The organism is Rathayibacter sp. AY1C7 (assembly GCF_002931865.1).
Taxonomy (GTDB): Bacteria; Actinomycetota; Actinomycetes; order Actinomycetales; family Microbacteriaceae; genus Rathayibacter.
This window is the reverse complement of the sequence record NZ_PSWB01000005.1, coordinates 36,550-52,961: the sequence shown is the minus strand read 5'-3', so window position 1 is coordinate 52,961 and position 16,412 is coordinate 36,550. Positions and strand designations below refer to the sequence as shown.

Below are 16,412 nucleotides of genomic sequence, written 5' to 3'. Positions count from 1 at the left end.
GGGGTGTCAGGCGGTGGCGGTCTCGTCGGTCGAGGTCGCGGCGGCGTCGGCCTCGGGGGCCTCCTCCGCGGCGGGGGTCTCGGCCTCGACGACGGCCTCGTCGGCGGTCTCGGCCTCGGCGTCGGCGACCTTCTCGGTCTCCGCGCCGGCCTGCTCGTTCGGCTCCTGCACGTCGGCGGCGGGCGCACCGGTGGAGAGCAGCTCCTGCTCCCACTCGGCCAGCGGCTCGACGGCGGAGACGTTGCCCTCGGCCTCGGGCTTCTGGTGGCGCTGGATGAGGCCCTCGGCCGCGGCGTCGGCGACGATGCGGGTGAGCAGGCTCACCGAGCGGATCGCGTCGTCGTTGCCCGGGATCGGGTACTGGACCTCGTCCGGGTCGCAGTTCGTGTCGAGGATGCCGATGACCGGGATGCCCAGCTTCTTGGCCTCGTCGATCGCGAGGTGCTCCTTCTTGGTGTCGACGACCCAGAGGGCCGACGGCGTCTTCGAGAGGTTGCGGATGCCGCCGAGCGACTTGTGCAGCTTGTCGAGCTCGCGCTTCTTGATGAGGAGCTCCTTCTTGGTGAAGCCGCTCTTCGACGTGTCGTCGAAGTCGAGCTCCTCCAGCTCCTTCATGCGGGCGAGGCGCTTCGAGACCGTCTGGAAGTTGGTCAGGAGGCCGCCGAGCCAGCGCTGGTTCACGTAGGGCTGGCCGACGCGGGTCGCCTGCTCCGAGATCGCGTTCTGCGCCTGCTTCTTGGTGCCGACGAAGAGGATGGTGCCGCCGTGGGCGACCGTCTCCTTGACGAAGTCGTAGGTCTTGTCGATGTAGGCCAGCGACTGCTGGAGGTCGATGATGTAGCTGCCCGAGCGCTCGGTCAGGATGAAGCGCTTCATCTTCGGGTTCCAGCGACGGGTCTGGTGCCCGAAGTGGACGCCGCTGTCGAGCAGCTGGCGCATGGTGACGACTGCCATGAGTCGTTCTCCTTGTCTCGGGGCCCGGGCGCACGACGGCGCCGAACTCCCGTTCGGTTGTCTGCGACGGCCGGTCGGCACGTCGCCCTGGCGCCCGGCGCACTCCCGCCCCGGCCGCGTGAGCGGAGAGGGACCGTGGGGAGCGGAGGCCGAATGGGCGCGCGTAGTCACCCCGACGAGCGAGGTGCTCCGTGGAGTCTAGCACCAGGACGGCCGCCTCCCCCGCTGCTGCGGGAGGGCGGCCGTCGGGGCTCGGAAGACCGGTGCTACTTGCGCGCCGACTTCATCACGGTGCGGATGTGCAGGGTGTCCATCTCCTCCAGCGAGCGGCCCTTGGTCTCGGGCACGAACATGAAGACGAACACGAACGAGATCGCCGCGAAGGCGGCGTAGAGGCCGTAGGCCAGGGTGAGCGACACGTCCTGAGAGAGGATCGGGAACGTCACCGTGATGGCGAAGTTCGCGATCCACTGGGCCGAGGCCGCCAGGCCGAGCGCGGCCGCTCGGATCCGGTTGGGGAAGATCTCGCCGAGGAGGACCCACACCAGCGGGCCCCAGGTCGCGCCGAAGAAGACGACGAACGCGTTCGCCGAGACGAGGGCTATCGGCCCCCACGCGCCGGGCAGCGAGACGTCCTCTCCGCTGATCGTCGACTGGCTGAAGGCGATGGCCATCAGCGCGAGCGAGACGGCCATGCCGGCCGAGCCGACCAGCAGCAGCGGCTTCCGGCCGACCTTGTCGACCAGGAAGATCGCCACGAAGGTGACGACGACGTTCACGACCGAGGTGAAGACCGAGATCGCGAAGGAGTTGGACTCGTCGAATCCGACCGCGCTCCAGAGCGAGGTGGAGTAGTAGAAGATCACGTTGATGCCCACGAACTGCTGGAACACCGACAGCAGGATGCCGACCCAGACCACGGGGAGCAGGCCGAGGGCGGGACCGCGGAGGCTGGAGCGCTTCGCGTTCTCGGAGTCCTCGTCGATCTTCTTCTGAATGTCCGCGAGCGCCTCGTCGACCTCGTCGCGCGGCGTGACCGTCGCGAGCACCGCCCGGGCGTCCTCGGAGCGGCCGCGGGTCGCGAGGTAGCGGGGCGACTCCGGCAGGGTCAGGGCCAGGAGGCCGTAGATGACGGCCGGCACGGCGCAGGCGATGAACATCCAGCGCCAGGCGGCGACGCCGAACCAGAAGGGCTCGGAGGCGCCGTCCGCGCCGTTCGCGATGAGGGTGTCCGAGAGCAGGGCGGCGAAGATGCCGAGCGTGATCGCCAGCTGCTGCAGCGACGCGAGGGCTCCGCGGATGGCCTTGGGCGCGATCTCCGAGATGTAGGTCGGAGCGATCACGGAGGCGATGCCGATGCCGAGGCCGCCGACCACGCGCCAGAGCACGAGGTCCCAGACCGCGAACGCTGCGCCGGCGCCGATGGAGGAGATGAAGAAGAGCCCGGCGCCGAGCAGCATGACCTTGATGCGGCCCCAGCGGTCGGCGAGGCGGCCCGCGAGGTACGCGCCGAGTGCGCAGCCGAGCAGCGCGGAGGCGACGGCGAAGCCGATCAGCGCGGCCGAGAGCTGGAACTCGCCCTGCACCGCCTCCACGGCACCGTTCACCACCGACGAGTCGAAGCCGAAGAGGAAGCCGCCGACCGCCGCCGCGATCGCGAGGCCGATCACCTTCCTCTTCAGCTTCGCCGCCGAGGGGTTCGGGATGTCCGCTCTCCCGCTGGTCGTGTCAGATCGTCCGCTGGTCATGGTCGTCTCCGATTCTCGCCGCCGGTGGGGGCGGGGTGCCGCTCCCGAGCCGGATCACCGGCACGTTACTCCTCGCCGCGGCACCGCCGGGACGGGTTGCGCTCTCCCCCGGCCGATGTCCTCCCTCCACAGCCGGGCCCGTCGCGCTCTCCTCCCCTGATCCGCTCGGCCGACCACCGGTCCCAGACCGGCTCCAGGAGGGTGGCCGCATGCTCCGATCCCGACTCCTGCGCCCGGGCGTGTTCGCCCTCGCCGCTCTGCTCGTCGGGGCGCCTCTCGGCCCCTCGCCCTCCGGCACCTCGTCCCCCGGCCGGTCCGACCCGCGGTGGATCTCACCCGTCCCGGAGTTCTCCGTCGTGGAGCCGTGGGGCGCGCCGGCCCACCGCTACGCCCCCGGGCACCGCGGGATCGACCTCGCCGCAGCGGCCGGGCAGCCCGTGGTCGCCGTCGCTGCGGGCACCGTGTCGTTCTCGGGCAGGGTGGTCGACCGGTCCGTGGTGAGCATCGTGCACGCGGACGGTCTGGTCTCGACGGTCGAGCCGGTCGACGGATCGGTGACGGCGGGGCAGGTCCTCACCGCGGGCCAGCCCGTCGGAGCAGTGGGTGCGGGCGGCCACTGCGACGGGAGGTGCGTGCACCTCGGCGTCCGCGAGGGTGGCGACTACGTCTCGCCGATGCGGTTCTTCGGCGGGATCCCCCGGGCGGTGCTTCTGCCGATGGACGACGTGTCGCAGGGTGTTGAGCGAGTGGCGCGGAAGGGTGCGTCCGGTGACTGGCGCGTCCGGTCAGGCGCGGGGGTGGGCGAGGCGGTAGGCGTCGCGGATCCGCTCGGTCGAGACGTGGGTGTAGATCTGCGTGGTGCCCAGGCTCGCGTGGCCGAGCAGCTCCTGGACGGCGCGGAGGTCGGCTCCGCCGTCGAGCAGATGGGTCGCCGCGGTGTGGCGGAGGGTGTGCGGACCGGACGGTCCGGAGCCCTGCCCGCCGTCGAGGAGCCTCGCCACCACGCCGTAGACCGTGCGCGGGGTGAGGCGCGCGCCCCGCCGTCCCAGCAGCAGGGCCCCGCTCCCGTCGCCGGTGGCGAGAGAGGGTCGGGCGCGCTCCAGGTAGTCGACGAGCGCCTCCTTCGCGGGGACGCCGAACGGGACGACCCGCTGCTTGGCGCCCTTGCCGGTGACGAGCACGGTGAGCCTGCCGAGATCGACGTCGCCCAGGTCGACGGCGACCAGCTCGGAGACGCGGATGCCGGAGGCGTAGAGCAGCTCGACGATCGCGAGGTCCCGCAGCGCCACCGGGTCCTCGGTCGCGCCTCGCGCCGCGACCGTGTCGAGCACCTGTTCCGCCTGCGGGAGCGTGAGCACCCGCGGCAGTGTCCGTCCCGACTTGGGCGTCTTGAGGCGTGCGGCGACGTCGACGGGGAGCCGCTCGGTCCGATGCGCCCAGGAGGAGAAGGAGCGGACGGCCGCGGTGCGCCGGGCGAGGGTCGCGCGGGCGATCCCCGACTCCGACTCTCGCCAGAGCCAGTCGCGCAGCAGCTCGAGGTCGAGCTCGGCGGTGAGGAGCCGCCCCTTCTCCTCCGTGTGGGCGATCAGGCGCGCCAGGTCGGAGCGGTAGCCCTTCGCGGTGGCGGGCGAGAGGGACCGCTCGTCGAGGACGTACCGGAGGAAGTGCTCGACCGAGTCGGCGAGCGTCTCGCCGGTCATGATCCGTCCGGCATCCGCGACCAGAGGTCGATGCGCCCCTGCTCGTCGAGCCCCTCGAGCCGTTCGATCAGGTCGGTGCCGAACCGCGTCGCGATCGGGGCCGGTGCCGTCGGCACGAACGAGGCGGCCACCGTCTCCGGGTGGACGTGGACGAGCGAGAGGCTCTGCGCTCCGTCGACGCCGGCGAGTTCCCGCTCGGGCGCTCCGAGGTCCATCGTGTAGCTGGTGGCGCCGGCGACGAGCACGGGCACGCCCGCGAAGGTCGCAGCCGTGGGGTAGTGCAGGTGGCCGCCGAGGATCGCGCGGACGTCGGTTCCGCGCACCACCTCCTCGAGGCGGTCGATCCCCCGCAGCTCGAGCACGGTCATCGCGCCGAGCGGCGTGGGCAGCGGAGGGTGGTGCAGGGCGAGGATCGTCCCCAGCGGGGCCGGTGCGGCGAGCTCGTCCTTCAGCCAGGCCAGCTGGGCGTCGGTGAGGTCGCCGTGGTGGAAGCCGGGCACCGCGCTGTCGAGCGCGATGAGCCGGAGCCCGCCGAGGTCGACGACCTGGTCCACGGGTCCCGCGCCCGCCGGGTCCTGCTCGAGGAGCACCCGCCGGAACGCTCCGCGCTCGTCGTGGTTGCCCATCACCCAGACGATCGGGCAGCCGAACCGCTCGCCGACCGGGTCGAGCTGCTCGCGCACGCGCCGGTAGGCGTCCTCCTCGCCGCGGTCCGCGACGTCCCCGGTCACCACGATCGCGTCCAGGCGTCCGCCGCGCTCGGCCAGCCGGCCGACCGCCTGGGCGAGGCGGGCGGCCGTGTCGACCTTCCCGTAGAGCGGAGCGCCGTCGGCCAGCAGGTGCGTGTCGCTCAGATGCGCGATGACCCTGTCGGCGGCGCGGAAGTGCCCGAGCTGCGGGCGCTCTCCGCCGTGTCCTGCTGCCGTGGCGTCCATGCCGCTCCCCTCGCCGATGCACCTTCAGCGTAGGGCGGACCGCCGACAGCGCCGCGGCGGCGGGGCCGCTCACCCGGGTGCCCGCTCCCAGTCCCCGTCCTCGGAACGGTGGACGCGTCCGTCTGCGAGGAGCGCACCCAGCGCCGACAGTGCCGAGTCGAGCGAATCCCCGGAGAGCCGGGCGACGGTCGCGGCGTCACAGCCTCCTTCGGATTCGACGACGGCCAGGACTCGCGCCTCAGCCGCGGTCAGCGCTCGGCACGATCCGTCGGTGTCGCCGACGGCGAGCAGTTCGAGCACATCCGCCGGCGACGTGACGCAGGTCGCCGCGAACTCGCGGAGGAGCCGGTGGCAGCCGGCGGAGGAGGCACTGGTGACCGGGCCCGGGACCGCGCCGAGGGGGCGGCCCAGGGCGGCCGCGTGGCCGGCGGTGTTGAGGGAGCCGGAGCGGGCGCCGGCCTCGACGACGACGGTGCCCGCGGTGGAGGCGGCGATGAGGCGGTTGCGCTGCAGGAAGCGCCAGCGAGTGGGCGTGGTGCCCGGCGGGACCTCCGTTGCGACGGCGCAGCCGGGGGTGGCGATGATGCGGTGGAGGAGTTCGGTGTGAGCCGTCGGATAGAGGCGGTCCGCTCCCCCGGCGAGGAAGGCGACCGTCCGACCTCCGGAGCCGAGGGCGGCACGGTGGGCGACCGCGTCGATCCCGAAGGCACCGCCCGAGACGACGGAGACGCCTCGCGCCGCGACGCCCGCGGCGAGCTCGCCGGCGACGTGCTCGCCGTAGCCGGTGGCAGCGCGGGCGCCGACGAGGGCGAGGCGGTGCGGCGGATCGAAGGCGACGGGATCACCGCGCAGCCAGAGCAGGAGTGGCGCGTGCGGCCCGAGGTCGTCGAGCGACTCGGGCCACACGGGAGCCCAGGGCAGGAGCAGCCGGGCGCCGAGTCGCTCGGCGATCTCGAGACGTCGGAACAGGAGCCTGCGGTCCAGGCGCGGTCGCCAGCGCGCCAGCCCCGACTGGAGGGCGGCGACCTCGGAGTCGAGGGGCGCGGGTGCCGGGCCTTCTTCGTCGGAGGGAGCGCGATGCGGGGGCGCGAGGATCTCCTCCGCGGACGACGAGGACACGACGTGGGCGAAGGCCTCGGCCGCGCCGACCCTCGCGATGAGGAGGGCTGCGACGGAGTCGCCGGGCTCGGTCAGAGAGTTCCAGCCGCACCGGGCAGCAGCGTCGACGAGTGCGCTCCGAGCGCAGCCGGACTCACCCGAAGGCTCGCCGTCGGCAGCCGAGTCCGGCTCGGCTGCACCGCTCGGCAGCAGTCGGCGAACAGCGTCGAGCTCCGCGCCGTCGAAGAGCGCGTCGGGCCGGATCACGCGGCACCTCCACGGAGGACGAGCGCGCGCGCGAGGTGGGCGGCACTCGGCCGGTCGGCCGCGTCGAGGTCCGCGAGCGTCCAGGCCAGGCGCAGGACCCGGTCGTAGCCGCGCATGGTCACCAGACCTCGCTCCAGAGCCCGGTCGAGCGTGCGGGACTCGGCACTGGTCGGGCGCACCGCGTCCGAGCGCAGCCAGGCGCCGGAGACCTCCGAGTTGAGCGTCCACGGAGTGGAGGCGAGGCGAGCCGCTGTGAGGGACCGCGCCGCGGCGACACGGGCGCGGGCCTCAGCCGTCGACATTCCGGACGTGTCTCGACGTGCGGCCAGCTGAGCCGCGCTGATCCGGCGGACCGTCAGGCGGATGTCGACGCGGTCGAGCAGCGGTCCGCTGAGCCGCGCGAGGTAGCGGCGGCGGACCGAGGGAGCACAGGTGCAGGTCTCTCCGGGGATGCCGAAGCGGCCGCACGGGCACGGGTTCGCCGCGAGGACGAGCTGCACCCGCGCGGGGAACTCGGCGACGGCGTTCGCGCGGTGGATGCGGATCACGCCGGATTCGAGCGGCTGGCGCAACGCATCGAGGGCGACGGACGAGAACTCGGGGGCCTCGTCGAGGAACAGCACTCCCCGGGTGGCGCGGGCGACCGCGCCGGGCCGGATGCGGCCGCTGCCCCCGCCGACGATCGCTGCGGACGAGGCGGAGTGGTGCGGACTCTCGAACGGCGGTCTGCGCACCAGCGCGCCACCGGTCGGCGCTCCGACGAGCGAGCGCATGCAGGTGGCCTCGAGCGCTGCATCGTCGTCGAGGTCGGGGAGGATGCCCGGCAAGCGCGAGGCGAGCATCGTCTTCCCGGCGCCGGGAGGCCCGAGCAGGAACACGTGGTGCCCGCCCGCCGCCGCGACGACCATCGCCTCGGCCGCCTCCTCGTTCCCCACCACGTCGGAGAGGTCGAGGCGGGCCTCCGGCTCGGACACCGTCTCAGACGGCGGCGCGGCCTCGGGGAGCACCGGCACTTCCCACTCGGCTCCGTGCCAGACGGCGGCCGCCGCCAGCGAGGAGACCGCGATCACCTCGACGCCGTCGACCAGCTCCGCCTCGAGCCGGTCCTCGACGGGGACCATCACGCGGCGCCTGCCCTCGCGGGCGGCCGCGAGCACCGCGGGCAGCACGCCCGGGACGGAGCGCAGCCGGCCGTCCAGCCCGAGCTCCCCGATGTGGACGACCGCGGCGACCGACTCCGCATCGACCTCGCGGAGCGACGCGAGCGCGGCCAGCCCGATGGCGAGATCGAAGGCGGAGCCGTGCTTGGGCATCGCGGCCGGCGAGAGGTTCACGGTGATCTTGTATTCGGCGATGGTGCTGCCGGAGTTGATCGCCGCCGAGCGCACCCGCTCCTTCGCCTGGGCGAGCGCGGCGTCGGGCAGGCCGATGATCACCATGCCCGGGGTGCCGTCGGCCGAGTGGGCCTCCACCCCGACCACGGCTCCCGCGAAGCCGACGAGACCGACCGCGGAGGTCCTCCCCAGGCCCATCAGGCCACCGCCCGCAGGTGCCGGATCTGCGACGGGACTCCCCCGGGAGCGACGATGCCGACCGCGTCGATCCGCAGATGCCGGGAGCGCTCGTGGTGCTCGTCGGCCCAGGCGTAGGCGAGTCGGCGCAGGCGCTGCGCCTTGGCCCGCGTGATGGCCTCGACCGGCAGTCCGAAGCGCGTCGATGAGCGCGTCTTCACCTCCACCACGACCAGTGCCGACCCGTCGCGGGCCACGATGTCGAGCTCGCCCTCGCGGACCCGCCAGTTGCGGTCGAGGATCTCGAATCCGTTGTCTCTCAGGTGCGCCGCCGCGATCTCCTCGCCGCGCCGCCCCAGTTCGTCCTTGTCCATGCGTCCTCCTGCCGGAAGCGTGCCGGAGCAGGGAGGAGCGTCGGACGGCCGGGAGGGGATCCGGGGAGAAGAGGGCCGAGGAGGCGGGTGGGGAGGGACGTCGGGCCGGGGTCTTCGGACGCCGCCGGGGGCGGCTATGCGACCAGCAGGAGGAACCCGCGTTGCCTGAAGACGAGACCCGCGGAGCCGCGGATCCGAGAGAGCTCCGGAGCGGGGTGGGGCTCCGGGCACCGGGTCTCGATGGGTCGTCGGAGGCGGCTACGCGACCAGCAAGGGGTCCGGAGCCTGCCGCGACAGCGCCCTACTCGTCGAGCGCGAGCTCCTTGGGGAGCTCGAACTCCTTGCGGGAGAGCTCCTCGACGTTGACGTCCTTGAAGGTCAGCACGCGCACCGACTTCACGAAGCGGTCGGAGCGGTAGACGTCCCAGACCCACACGTCGCGCATGGTGAGCTCGAAGTAGAAGTCGTGCTCGGTGTCGCGACGGACCAGGTCGACCTCGTTCGCCAGGTAGAACCGGCGCTCGGTCTCGACGACGTACGAGAACTGCGAGACGACGTCGCGGTACTCCCGGTACAGTGCCAGCTCGACCTCGCGGTCGTAGTCCTCGAATTCGTCCTCATCCATCGTTGGACAATCCTACGCCGAGCCGACGGGCCCGAGCGCCGGGAGCGGCTCCTCGACGCTCTCCCGCGACTTCGACAGCCAGGTCACCCGGTGCAGCGGGGACGGGCCGACCCGCTCGATCCCCGCCCAGTGCGCGGCGCTGCCGTAGCCCTTGTTGCTGTCCCAGGCGTAGTCGGCGAAATCGTCGTGGTGGCGCACCATCTGACCGTCCCTGCCCACCTTCGCGAGCACGGAGGCGGCGGAGACGGCCGCGCAGTCGCGGTCGGCCTTCACGCGGGTGACGATCGTCAGCTCGGCCGCCCACTCGCCCAGCGCGGGCGTCAGCCAGTCGTGAGCGCCGTCGAGGAGGACGACGGCGGTGGCGAGGTCGACGCCCTGGTCGGCGAGGCGCTCGATGCCCCTCGACGCGGCGCGGCCGAGGCCGGCGATGATCCCGGTCTCGTCGATCTCGTCCGCCGAGGACTCGCCGATCGCCCAGGCCGAGACCCACTTCGCTACTCCCGGCAGGAGCGCCTCGCGGCGGGCGGGAGCGAGCATCTTGGAGTCGCGGAGCCCCTCGGGGAAGCGCCCGCAGCGGCTGCCGATCGACACAACGCCGACTGAGACCGGACCGGCGATCGCGCCGCGGCCGACCTCGTCGCAGCCGATGACCGTCTCGTAGCCCTGCCGGAAGAGGCGCCGCTCCTGGGTCAGCGTCGGCTCGGCGACGACCATCTAGCCCTGCCCGCTCTGCGCGTCGTCCGAGCCCTCCTCGGAGGCCTCGGTGTCGACTCCGCGGAACACCGACGGGTAGTCGTCGAGCCACGCCCACTGCTGCACGGGCCAGGTCACGAGGATCGCGCGGCCCACGACGTTGTCGATCGGCACGAAGCCGCCGCCCGGCTTGTCGGTGTTGTAGCGGGAGTCGGCGGAGTTGTAGCGGTTGTCGCCCATCACCCAGAGCGAGCCCTCGGGCACGACGACGTCGAAGGGGGTGGCCGAGACGGCCTGCACCCCGTCGGGCAGCTTCACGTAGGGCTCGTCGATCGGGTTGCCGTTGATCTCGACCTGGCCGAGCGGCGTGCAGCAGGTCACGTGATCGCCGGGCAGGCCGATGACGCGCTTGATGAGGTGGTCGTTGCTGTCGGGAGCGGTCAGGCCGACGAGCGCGAGGGCGGAGTCGACCGCGGCCTGGAACGGCGGCACGTTGGGCTCGGAGCTCGGCGAGAGCCATCCGCCGGGATCGCGGAAGACGACGACGTCGCCGCGCGAGATCTTCACCACTCCGGGTACGAGCTCGTTCACGAGGATCCGGTCGTTCTCGACGAGCGTCTGCTCCATCGAGGAGGAGGGGATGTAGAAGGAGCGGATCAGGAAGGTCTTCACGAGGAAGGAGACGAGCACCGCGACCACGAAGATGATCAGCACGTCGCGGAGGAAGAGCAGGACACCCCGGCGCTTGCGCGGGCGCTTCTCGGACGGATCCGCCGAGTGGCGGGCGTGGTCCTCGCCTCCGGGGAGGCGGACCGGGGCCGTGCTGTCTGTCATCGCTCGCCGTCGCCCCTACTGTGCATCACCGGGTGGACTCCCCGGACGGATCGCCCCCGAGAAAGGGAGGAACCCCGGTCCATCATAGGTGGACCGGGGTTCCCGAGAAGTCGTGCGGAAGCCGCTCAGGCGTCGCGCTTCTCCTTGATCTTGGCCTTCTTGCCGCGGAGGTTGCGCAGGTAGTAGAGCTTCGCGCGACGGACGTCACCGCGGGTGACGACCTCGATGTGGTCGATGACCGGCGAGTGCACGGGGAATGTGCGCTCGACGCCGACCTGGAAGCTCACCTTGCGGACGGTGAAGGTCTCGCGGACGCCCTCGTTGGAGCGGCCGATGACGACGCCCTGGAAGACCTGGATGCGCGAGCGGGAGCCCTCGACGATGTTGACGTGGACCTTGACGGTGTCGCCGGCGCGGAAATCCGGGACATCGCTGCGGAGGGACGCCGCATCGACGGAATCGAGGATGTGCATGCTGTATCGCTCTCCGTGCCCGCCACAGGTCGAACACCGTTTCGTTGATGGAAGTCGGTCGTGCCCACGTCGTCGCGGCTCCCCTGTGGCAGAGCCTGCGCGAGGCACAAGCGCTCATTCTGCCATGCCGCGTCGATCCGAGTCAAAGCAGGGTCATGAGGAGGGCAAGGTCACCCGGAGGCAGAGCTGCGTAGAGGGCGGATCCGTCGAGAGGGCCGAGCCGTGGAGCAGGGCGGGGCCTCGCAGGGGACAGCGCCTCTCGGGACGCCCGACCCCTCAGAGGACGATGGTCTGCCCGTCCTGCGGGCGCTCCGGGTCGAAGCCCTCGCCGGAAACGGGGCGATGAGCGCCCTCGGCCTGCACGGACGCCGCCTCCGAGGAGGCGAGGAGAGTGGCCCTCGCGTCGGCGAGGAACCGCCACGCCGAGTGCCAGAAGGCCGCCACTCCGAGGACCACCGAGAGCAGGCCCAGCGCCCAGGCGCCGGGCGGGAAGAAGCCGAAGGCGATCAGGGAGAGGTGCCAGGCGCCGACCACGGCCACGTCGCCCCACGCGGGAGTGCGCGTGGGCCGAACGGTCACCCGGAATGCGACGATCGCGGCCACAGCCGCCAGCGCGACCGCCAGAATGGGGAGGGCGATCACCAGGCCGAGCACGGTCCAGCCGCTCGATCCTCCGAAGACCCCGTAGCCGAGGAGGATCCACAAGGGCAGCACGATCGCCGCCGGGAACTGCCAGGAACCGAATGCCCGTCGCGTGCGCATGCACCGACCGTACCCACCACCGCTGAGCGACGGCTCAGCGGACCCCGAGAGGATCAGGATGATCGAGCTACGCACCCCCGCCGAGATCGAGGAGATGCGTCCCGCCGGCCGCTTCGTCGGCGAGGTACTGAAGGCCACCTCCGCCGCTGCCGCGGTCGGCGTGAACCTGCTCGAGCTCGACCGGCTCGCCCACGACATGATCCGCACGGCCGGCGCCGAGTCCTGCTACATCGACTACCACCCCTCCTTCGGCGCGAGTCCCTTCGGCAAGGTCATCTGCACCTCCGTCAACGACGCGGTGCTGCACGGCCTGCCCTTCGACTACCGGCTGAGGGACGGCGACCTGCTCACCCTCGACTTCGCCGCCTCCGTGAACGGCTGGGTCGCCGACTCGGCCATCAGCGTCGTGGTCGGGACGCCGCGCGAGGAGGACCTCGCCCTCATCGACACCACCACCCGCGCGCTCGAGGCCGGCATCGCCGCCGCGCAGCCCGGGAAGAAGATCGGCGACATATCCGCGGCCATCGCGGCCGTCGCACACGCCGCGGGCCTGTCCATCAACACCGACTTCGGCGGCCACGGCGTCGGCCGCACGATGCACGGCGATCCGCACATCCCCAACGACGGACGCGCCGGCCGCGGCTACCCGCTCCGCCCGGGCCTCGTCGTCGCGATCGAGCCGTGGTTCCTGCAGACGACCGACGAGATCTACACGGACAAGGACGGCTGGACCCTCCGCAGCCGTGACGGCTCTCGCGGCGCCCACATGGAGCACACGATCGCCATCACCGAGACGGGGAACATCGTCCTGTCCGCGCGGGACTGACCAAGCGGTGGACAGTACTGCTATCCGATAGCGATACTGTCCACGTGCGAATCTCGGAGCTCAGCCGCAGCAGCGGCGTCAGCCTGCCCACGATCAAGTACTACATCCGGGAGGGGCTGCTGCCGCCGGGCGACGCCGCCGGCCCCCAGCGGGCGGAGTACGGGGACGCCCATGTCGCCCGCCTGACGCTGCTCCGGGCGCTCATCGAGAGCGGCGGCGTCGGTATCGCCGGCGCGAAGCGGATCACGGCCGCGCTCGACGCGGGCGTCGGTCCGACAGCAGCGTTCGAGGTGGCGCAGGACGTGGTCTCCGTGAGCGCCGACTCGACCGCGTCCGCCACCGAGGCGTCGACGCGGCGGATCGCCGAGGCCGCGGGCTCCGACCACTGCGGCCACCCTGCCGTCGCGACGGCGGCACGGGCGCTCGACGCGCTCGAGCTCTCCACCGGACCGATGAGCGCCGGCTGGCTCGAGACCTACGCCCGCGCCGCCGCCCTCGTCGCCTCCGCCGACCTCGACGAGCTGCAGGCCCGCGAGAGCGTGAGCGAGCAGGCCGCCGTCGCCGCCGTCGGCACCGCGCTCGGAGACGTGGTGCTGCAGTCGCTCCGGCGCGTCGCCCAGGCGCGCGAGACGCAGACCCGCTTCGGCCCGACGGAGGTGCCCCGATGAGCGCCGCGACCGAGACGCCCGCGCCCACGGCCTCCGCTGCTCCGCACCGGCCGCTCCTGGTGCTCGCTGCCGCGATGGCGGTCGGCGCCCTCCTCAGCGCGATCGCGCTGGTCGTCGATCCCCGCGAGCTCGGCGGGCAGCCGCTCTGGGGCAAGCCGCTGAAGTTCTGCCTCTCGATCGCACTGTACGCCGTGACGCTCGCCTGGCTGATCGGGCTCGTGCCCCGCCGGCGCCGCCTCGCCCGAGCGCTGGGCACGGTCGCGGCAGTCGGCCTGGCGGTCGAGATGGTCGTGATCGGAGGCGCCGCCCTGGTCGGCGAGCGCAGCCACTTCGACGTCTCCACTCCCCTGCACGCCGCGCTCTGGGCCTCGATGGCCGTCTCGATCGTGGTGGTCTGGCTGGCGACGCTGGTCCTCGCCGCCCTCCTGGCGCGGGTGCCGCTCGGCGACCCTGCGCTGACGCTCGCCGTCCGTGCCGGACTCGTGATCGGGCTCGTCGGGATGGCCCTCGCGTTCCTGATGACGGGGCCCTCGCCCGGCCAGATCAGCGACTACCAGGGCGTCGTCGGTGCGCACGCCGTCGGAGTCGCGGACGGCGGACCCGGCCTCCCCCTCCTGGGCTGGAGCACCACGGGGGGCGATCTGCGCATCCCGCACTTCGTCGGGATGCACGCTCTGCAGGGGCTCCCGCTGCTCGCGCTGCTGCTCGGACGGCTGGCACCCCGGATCCCCGTGCTGCGCCCCGGATGCACCCGGCTGCGGCTCGTCGCACTGGCCTCGGCGGGATGGGCGTCCGCGGTCGCCCTCACCTGCTGGCAGGCGCTGCGCGGACAGGCGCTGACCGCACCGGACGCGCTGACCCTCGCCGTCGCTACTGTGGCCGTGATCGCTCTCGCCGGAGGGATGATCCTCACCCTCGCACGAACGGAGGCCCGCGCATGAGCCGGCTGCACCGCGGCTGGACGCCGCTCGGGATCGTCTACCTCGTCCTCGCCCTCGCCGGGCTGATCGGGACCTGGACCTGGAACGTGCGGGCGATGCAGGAGGGCGCGGACGTGCTCGCCGGCCTCGCCGCGGGCGGGCCGTGGGTGTCGTCGTTCTCGACCGACCTGCTGGTCGTCGCGATCGCAGCCGTCGCCTTCATGGTGGTGGAGGGCCGCCGGATCGGGATGCGCCGCGTGTGGATCCTGGTGCTGCTCGCGCCGCTGGTCGCCCTCGCGTTCGCGTTCCCCCTCTTCCTCGCCCTCCGCGAACGGCACCTGGCCCTCGCGGCCCGGTGACCGTGCGGCTAGGGGCTAGGGAAGCAGTTCGGGGCGGACGCGGCGCGTGCGCTCGACGCTCTGCTCGTGGCGCCAGGCGGCGATCGCCCCGTGGTTGCCGCTGAGGAGCACCGGAGGGACGTCGAGGCCCCGCCAGGAGGCGGGCTTGGTGTAGCTCGGGTACTCGAGCAGCCCGTCGGAGTGGCTCTCCTCGACCAGGCTCGCCGGGTTGCCGACGACGCCCGGGACCAAGCGTCCGACGGCCTCGATCATCGCCATCACGGCGACCTCTCCTCCGTTGAGGACGTAGTCGCCGAGGCTGATCAGCCGGACCCGCGCGCGCTCGGCGGTGTGGTCCACGACGCGCTGGTCGATGCCCTCGTAGCGGCCGCAGCCGAAGACGAGGGAGGACTCCTCCGCGAGCTCGCGGGCGGTCGCCTGGGTGAACAGCTCGCCCGCGGGCGACGGGAAGATCACGACGGGGTCGTCCGCGCCGTCGAGGATCGTGTCGAGCGCCTCGCCCCACGGCTCCGGTCGCATCACCATGCCGGCGCCGCCGCCGTAGGGCGTGTCGTCGACGGTGCGGTGGCGGTCGTGGGTGAAGTCGCGCAGGTCGTGCACGCCGAGCTCGATCAGCCCGCTCTGCCGAGCACGGCCGAGCAGGCTGATGTCGAGCACGCCGAAGAACTCCGGGAAGATCGTGACGATGTCGATCCTCACGACCGGGGCTCCTCCTCGGAGGCGGCGTCGGAGGCGGCCGGGGGCTCGTCGTCGGCGGGCTCCTCGAGAGCGGCGTCCGCGTCATCGGAGGCGTCCGGCTCGTCGGCGTCCGCAGGCGCGCTCAGCGCCGGGTCCGCCAGGTCGACGCCGCTGAGGTCGACCGCGGCGGGCTCCTCCTCGGGAGCCTCCTCGAACAGGCCGATCGGAGGCGTGACCGTGACGATCCCGGCCGCGGCGTCGACGGAGGGGACGATCGCGTTCACGAACGGCACCATCACCTCGCCGGAGGGGGTACCGACGATGAGCAGGTCCTGCGCGGGGAAGTGGTCGACGCGGCGGACGGTGCCGACCTCGACGCCGTCGCGGACGACCTTCATGCCGACCAGCTGGTAGTCGTACCAGGAGTCGTCCTCGCCCGGCTGGGTCTGCACCTCCTCGTCGATCCAGAGGATCGCCTTCAGGAGGGTCTCAGCGGCGTTGCGGTCGTCGACGCCTCGGAAGAACGCGACGGGGTGGCTGTTGTACCAGCGCAGCTCGACGAGCTCGAGCTTCTTGCCGTGCCACTCGGAGGTGCGCGGCACCTGCAGCGTGAACGTGGATCCGGGGGTGAAGCGCTTGTCGGGCTCGTCCGTGTAGAGCTCGAGCTTGATGGCGCCCTTGAGCCCGTGGGCCTTGGTGAGTCGGGCGACGCGGAGCTGCGTCGTGCCCGGTCCGGTGACCGACACCTCTACTTGTCGGTGTCGACGACGTCGACGCGCACGCGGCGCCCGTCGGCGAGCGCGGCGACGAGAGTGCGGACGGCCTTGGCGGTGCGACCGGAGCGTCCGATCACGCGGCCGAGGTCCTCGGGGTGCACGCGCACCTCGAGGACCTCTCCGCGCGGGGAGCTCGTGGCCACGACACTGACCTCATCGGGGTTCTCGACGATCCCCTTGACGAGGTGTTCGACGGCGGGAGCGAGCACTG

At 72.4% G+C, this 16,412-nt stretch carries 19 protein-coding genes and 1 pseudogene; 5 read left to right on the top strand and 15 right to left on the bottom strand.

Translation table 11 applies throughout. From position 1 onward, the window contains the following. Window positions 1-6 precede the first annotated feature (6 nt). Window positions 7-954 carry a 30S ribosomal protein S2 gene (rpsB, locus tag C5C69_RS04035; protein WP_104223896.1) on the bottom strand — a complete coding sequence of 316 codons (948 nt, stop codon included), beginning with the start codon at window positions 952-954 and terminating at the stop codon, window positions 7-9. A 266-nt stretch (window positions 955-1,220) separates the two neighbouring features. After that, entirely contained in the window at window positions 1,221-2,702 is a 1,482-nt protein-coding gene (locus C5C69_RS04030; protein WP_104223897.1) for a sugar porter family MFS transporter, read from the bottom strand. Between the two features lie 209 nt (window positions 2,703-2,911). Here C5C69_RS04030 and C5C69_RS17435 point away from each other — a divergent pair. Next, a pseudogene (locus tag C5C69_RS17435) lies at window positions 2,912-3,364 on the top strand (murein hydrolase activator EnvC family protein); the annotation flags it as partial. 123 nt (window positions 3,365-3,487) lie between these two features. On the opposite strand, the gene C5C69_RS04020 reads toward C5C69_RS17435, so the two are convergent. The 10 genes from C5C69_RS04020 to C5C69_RS03975 all read right to left on the bottom strand — a co-directional run bounded on the left by C5C69_RS04020 (window position 3,488) and on the right by C5C69_RS03975 (window position 11,974). After that, on the bottom strand, window positions 3,488-4,402 hold the full coding sequence (locus C5C69_RS04020; protein WP_104232497.1) for a tyrosine recombinase XerC: 915 nt from the start codon (window positions 4,400-4,402) through the stop codon (window positions 3,488-3,490). Next, window positions 4,399-5,337, bottom strand: coding sequence for a phosphodiesterase (locus tag C5C69_RS04015; RefSeq protein WP_104257362.1), 939 nt, complete (start codon window positions 5,335-5,337; stop codon window positions 4,399-4,401). The genes C5C69_RS04020 and C5C69_RS04015 overlap by 4 nt, the downstream gene beginning before the upstream one ends. 69 nt (window positions 5,338-5,406) lie before the next feature. After that, window positions 5,407-6,702, bottom strand: coding sequence for a DNA-processing protein DprA (gene dprA / locus C5C69_RS04010; RefSeq protein WP_258065133.1), 1,296 nt, complete (start codon window positions 6,700-6,702; stop codon window positions 5,407-5,409). Continuing rightward, on the bottom strand, window positions 6,699-8,234 hold the full coding sequence (locus C5C69_RS04005) for a YifB family Mg chelatase-like AAA ATPase (protein ID WP_104257361.1): 1,536 nt from the start codon (window positions 8,232-8,234) through the stop codon (window positions 6,699-6,701). The genes dprA and C5C69_RS04005 overlap by 4 nt, the downstream gene beginning before the upstream one ends. Next, a complete protein-coding gene (locus C5C69_RS04000) occupies window positions 8,234-8,587 on the bottom strand; it encodes a YraN family protein (RefSeq protein WP_104223901.1) in 354 nt (117 codons plus the stop codon). Before C5C69_RS04000 ends, C5C69_RS04005 begins: the two co-directional genes overlap by 1 nt. A gap of 301 nt (window positions 8,588-8,888) precedes the next feature. Continuing rightward, the gene (locus C5C69_RS03995; protein WP_055792576.1) at window positions 8,889-9,212 is read right to left on the bottom strand and encodes a DUF2469 domain-containing protein; all 324 of its coding nucleotides are present in this window, start codon (window positions 9,210-9,212) and stop codon (window positions 8,889-8,891) included. Between the two features lie 12 nt (window positions 9,213-9,224). Then, entirely contained in the window at window positions 9,225-9,926 is a 702-nt protein-coding gene (locus C5C69_RS03990) for a ribonuclease HII (protein ID WP_104226870.1), read from the bottom strand. Further along, on the bottom strand, window positions 9,927-10,739 hold the full coding sequence (gene lepB / locus C5C69_RS03985; RefSeq protein ID WP_104223903.1) for a signal peptidase I: 813 nt from the start codon (window positions 10,737-10,739) through the stop codon (window positions 9,927-9,929). 125 nt (window positions 10,740-10,864) lie between these two features. Continuing rightward, complete coding sequence (gene rplS / locus C5C69_RS03980) at window positions 10,865-11,212, bottom strand: 50S ribosomal protein L19 (protein WP_104223904.1); 348 nt, start codon at window positions 11,210-11,212, stop codon at window positions 10,865-10,867. Between the two features lie 276 nt (window positions 11,213-11,488). Beyond that, window positions 11,489-11,974, bottom strand: coding sequence for a hypothetical protein (locus C5C69_RS03975; protein ID WP_104257360.1), 486 nt, complete (start codon window positions 11,972-11,974; stop codon window positions 11,489-11,491). Between the two features lie 58 nt (window positions 11,975-12,032). Between C5C69_RS03975 and map the strand changes: the two genes are divergently transcribed. Genes map through C5C69_RS03955 form a run of 4 tightly spaced genes read left to right on the top strand, consistent with a single transcriptional unit; the run spans window position 12,033 to window position 14,747 of the window. Further along, window positions 12,033-12,800 carry a type I methionyl aminopeptidase gene (gene map / locus C5C69_RS03970; protein ID WP_104257359.1) on the top strand — a complete coding sequence of 256 codons (768 nt, stop codon included), beginning with the start codon at window positions 12,033-12,035 and terminating at the stop codon, window positions 12,798-12,800. 44 nt (window positions 12,801-12,844) lie between these two features. Continuing rightward, window positions 12,845-13,468, top strand: a complete 624-nt coding sequence (locus tag C5C69_RS03965; RefSeq protein WP_104257358.1) for a MerR family transcriptional regulator — start codon at window positions 12,845-12,847, stop codon at window positions 13,466-13,468. Then, the gene (locus tag C5C69_RS03960) at window positions 13,465-14,409 is read left to right on the top strand and encodes a hypothetical protein (protein WP_104257357.1); all 945 of its coding nucleotides are present in this window, start codon (window positions 13,465-13,467) and stop codon (window positions 14,407-14,409) included. The genes C5C69_RS03965 and C5C69_RS03960 overlap by 4 nt, the downstream gene beginning before the upstream one ends. Then, window positions 14,406-14,747, top strand: a complete 342-nt coding sequence (locus C5C69_RS03955) for a DUF2834 domain-containing protein (RefSeq protein WP_104257356.1) — start codon at window positions 14,406-14,408, stop codon at window positions 14,745-14,747. Before C5C69_RS03960 ends, C5C69_RS03955 begins: the two co-directional genes overlap by 4 nt. A gap of 15 nt (window positions 14,748-14,762) precedes the next feature. Here C5C69_RS03955 and trmD read toward each other — a convergent pair whose 3' ends face one another. From trmD to C5C69_RS03940, 3 genes are read right to left on the bottom strand one after another with little or no spacing between them, the layout of a single operon-like run. Then, complete coding sequence (gene trmD, locus C5C69_RS03950; RefSeq protein WP_104256310.1) at window positions 14,763-15,446, bottom strand: tRNA (guanosine(37)-N1)-methyltransferase TrmD; 684 nt, start codon at window positions 15,444-15,446, stop codon at window positions 14,763-14,765. Further along, the gene (rimM, locus tag C5C69_RS03945) at window positions 15,443-16,171 is read right to left on the bottom strand and encodes a ribosome maturation factor RimM (RefSeq protein ID WP_104257355.1); all 729 of its coding nucleotides are present in this window, start codon (window positions 16,169-16,171) and stop codon (window positions 15,443-15,445) included. The genes trmD and rimM overlap by 4 nt, the downstream gene beginning before the upstream one ends. Before the next feature lie 2 nt (window positions 16,172-16,173). After that, the gene (locus tag C5C69_RS03940) at window positions 16,174-16,410 is read right to left on the bottom strand and encodes an RNA-binding protein (RefSeq protein ID WP_068210678.1); all 237 of its coding nucleotides are present in this window, start codon (window positions 16,408-16,410) and stop codon (window positions 16,174-16,176) included. Window positions 16,411-16,412: the final 2 nt, after the last annotated feature.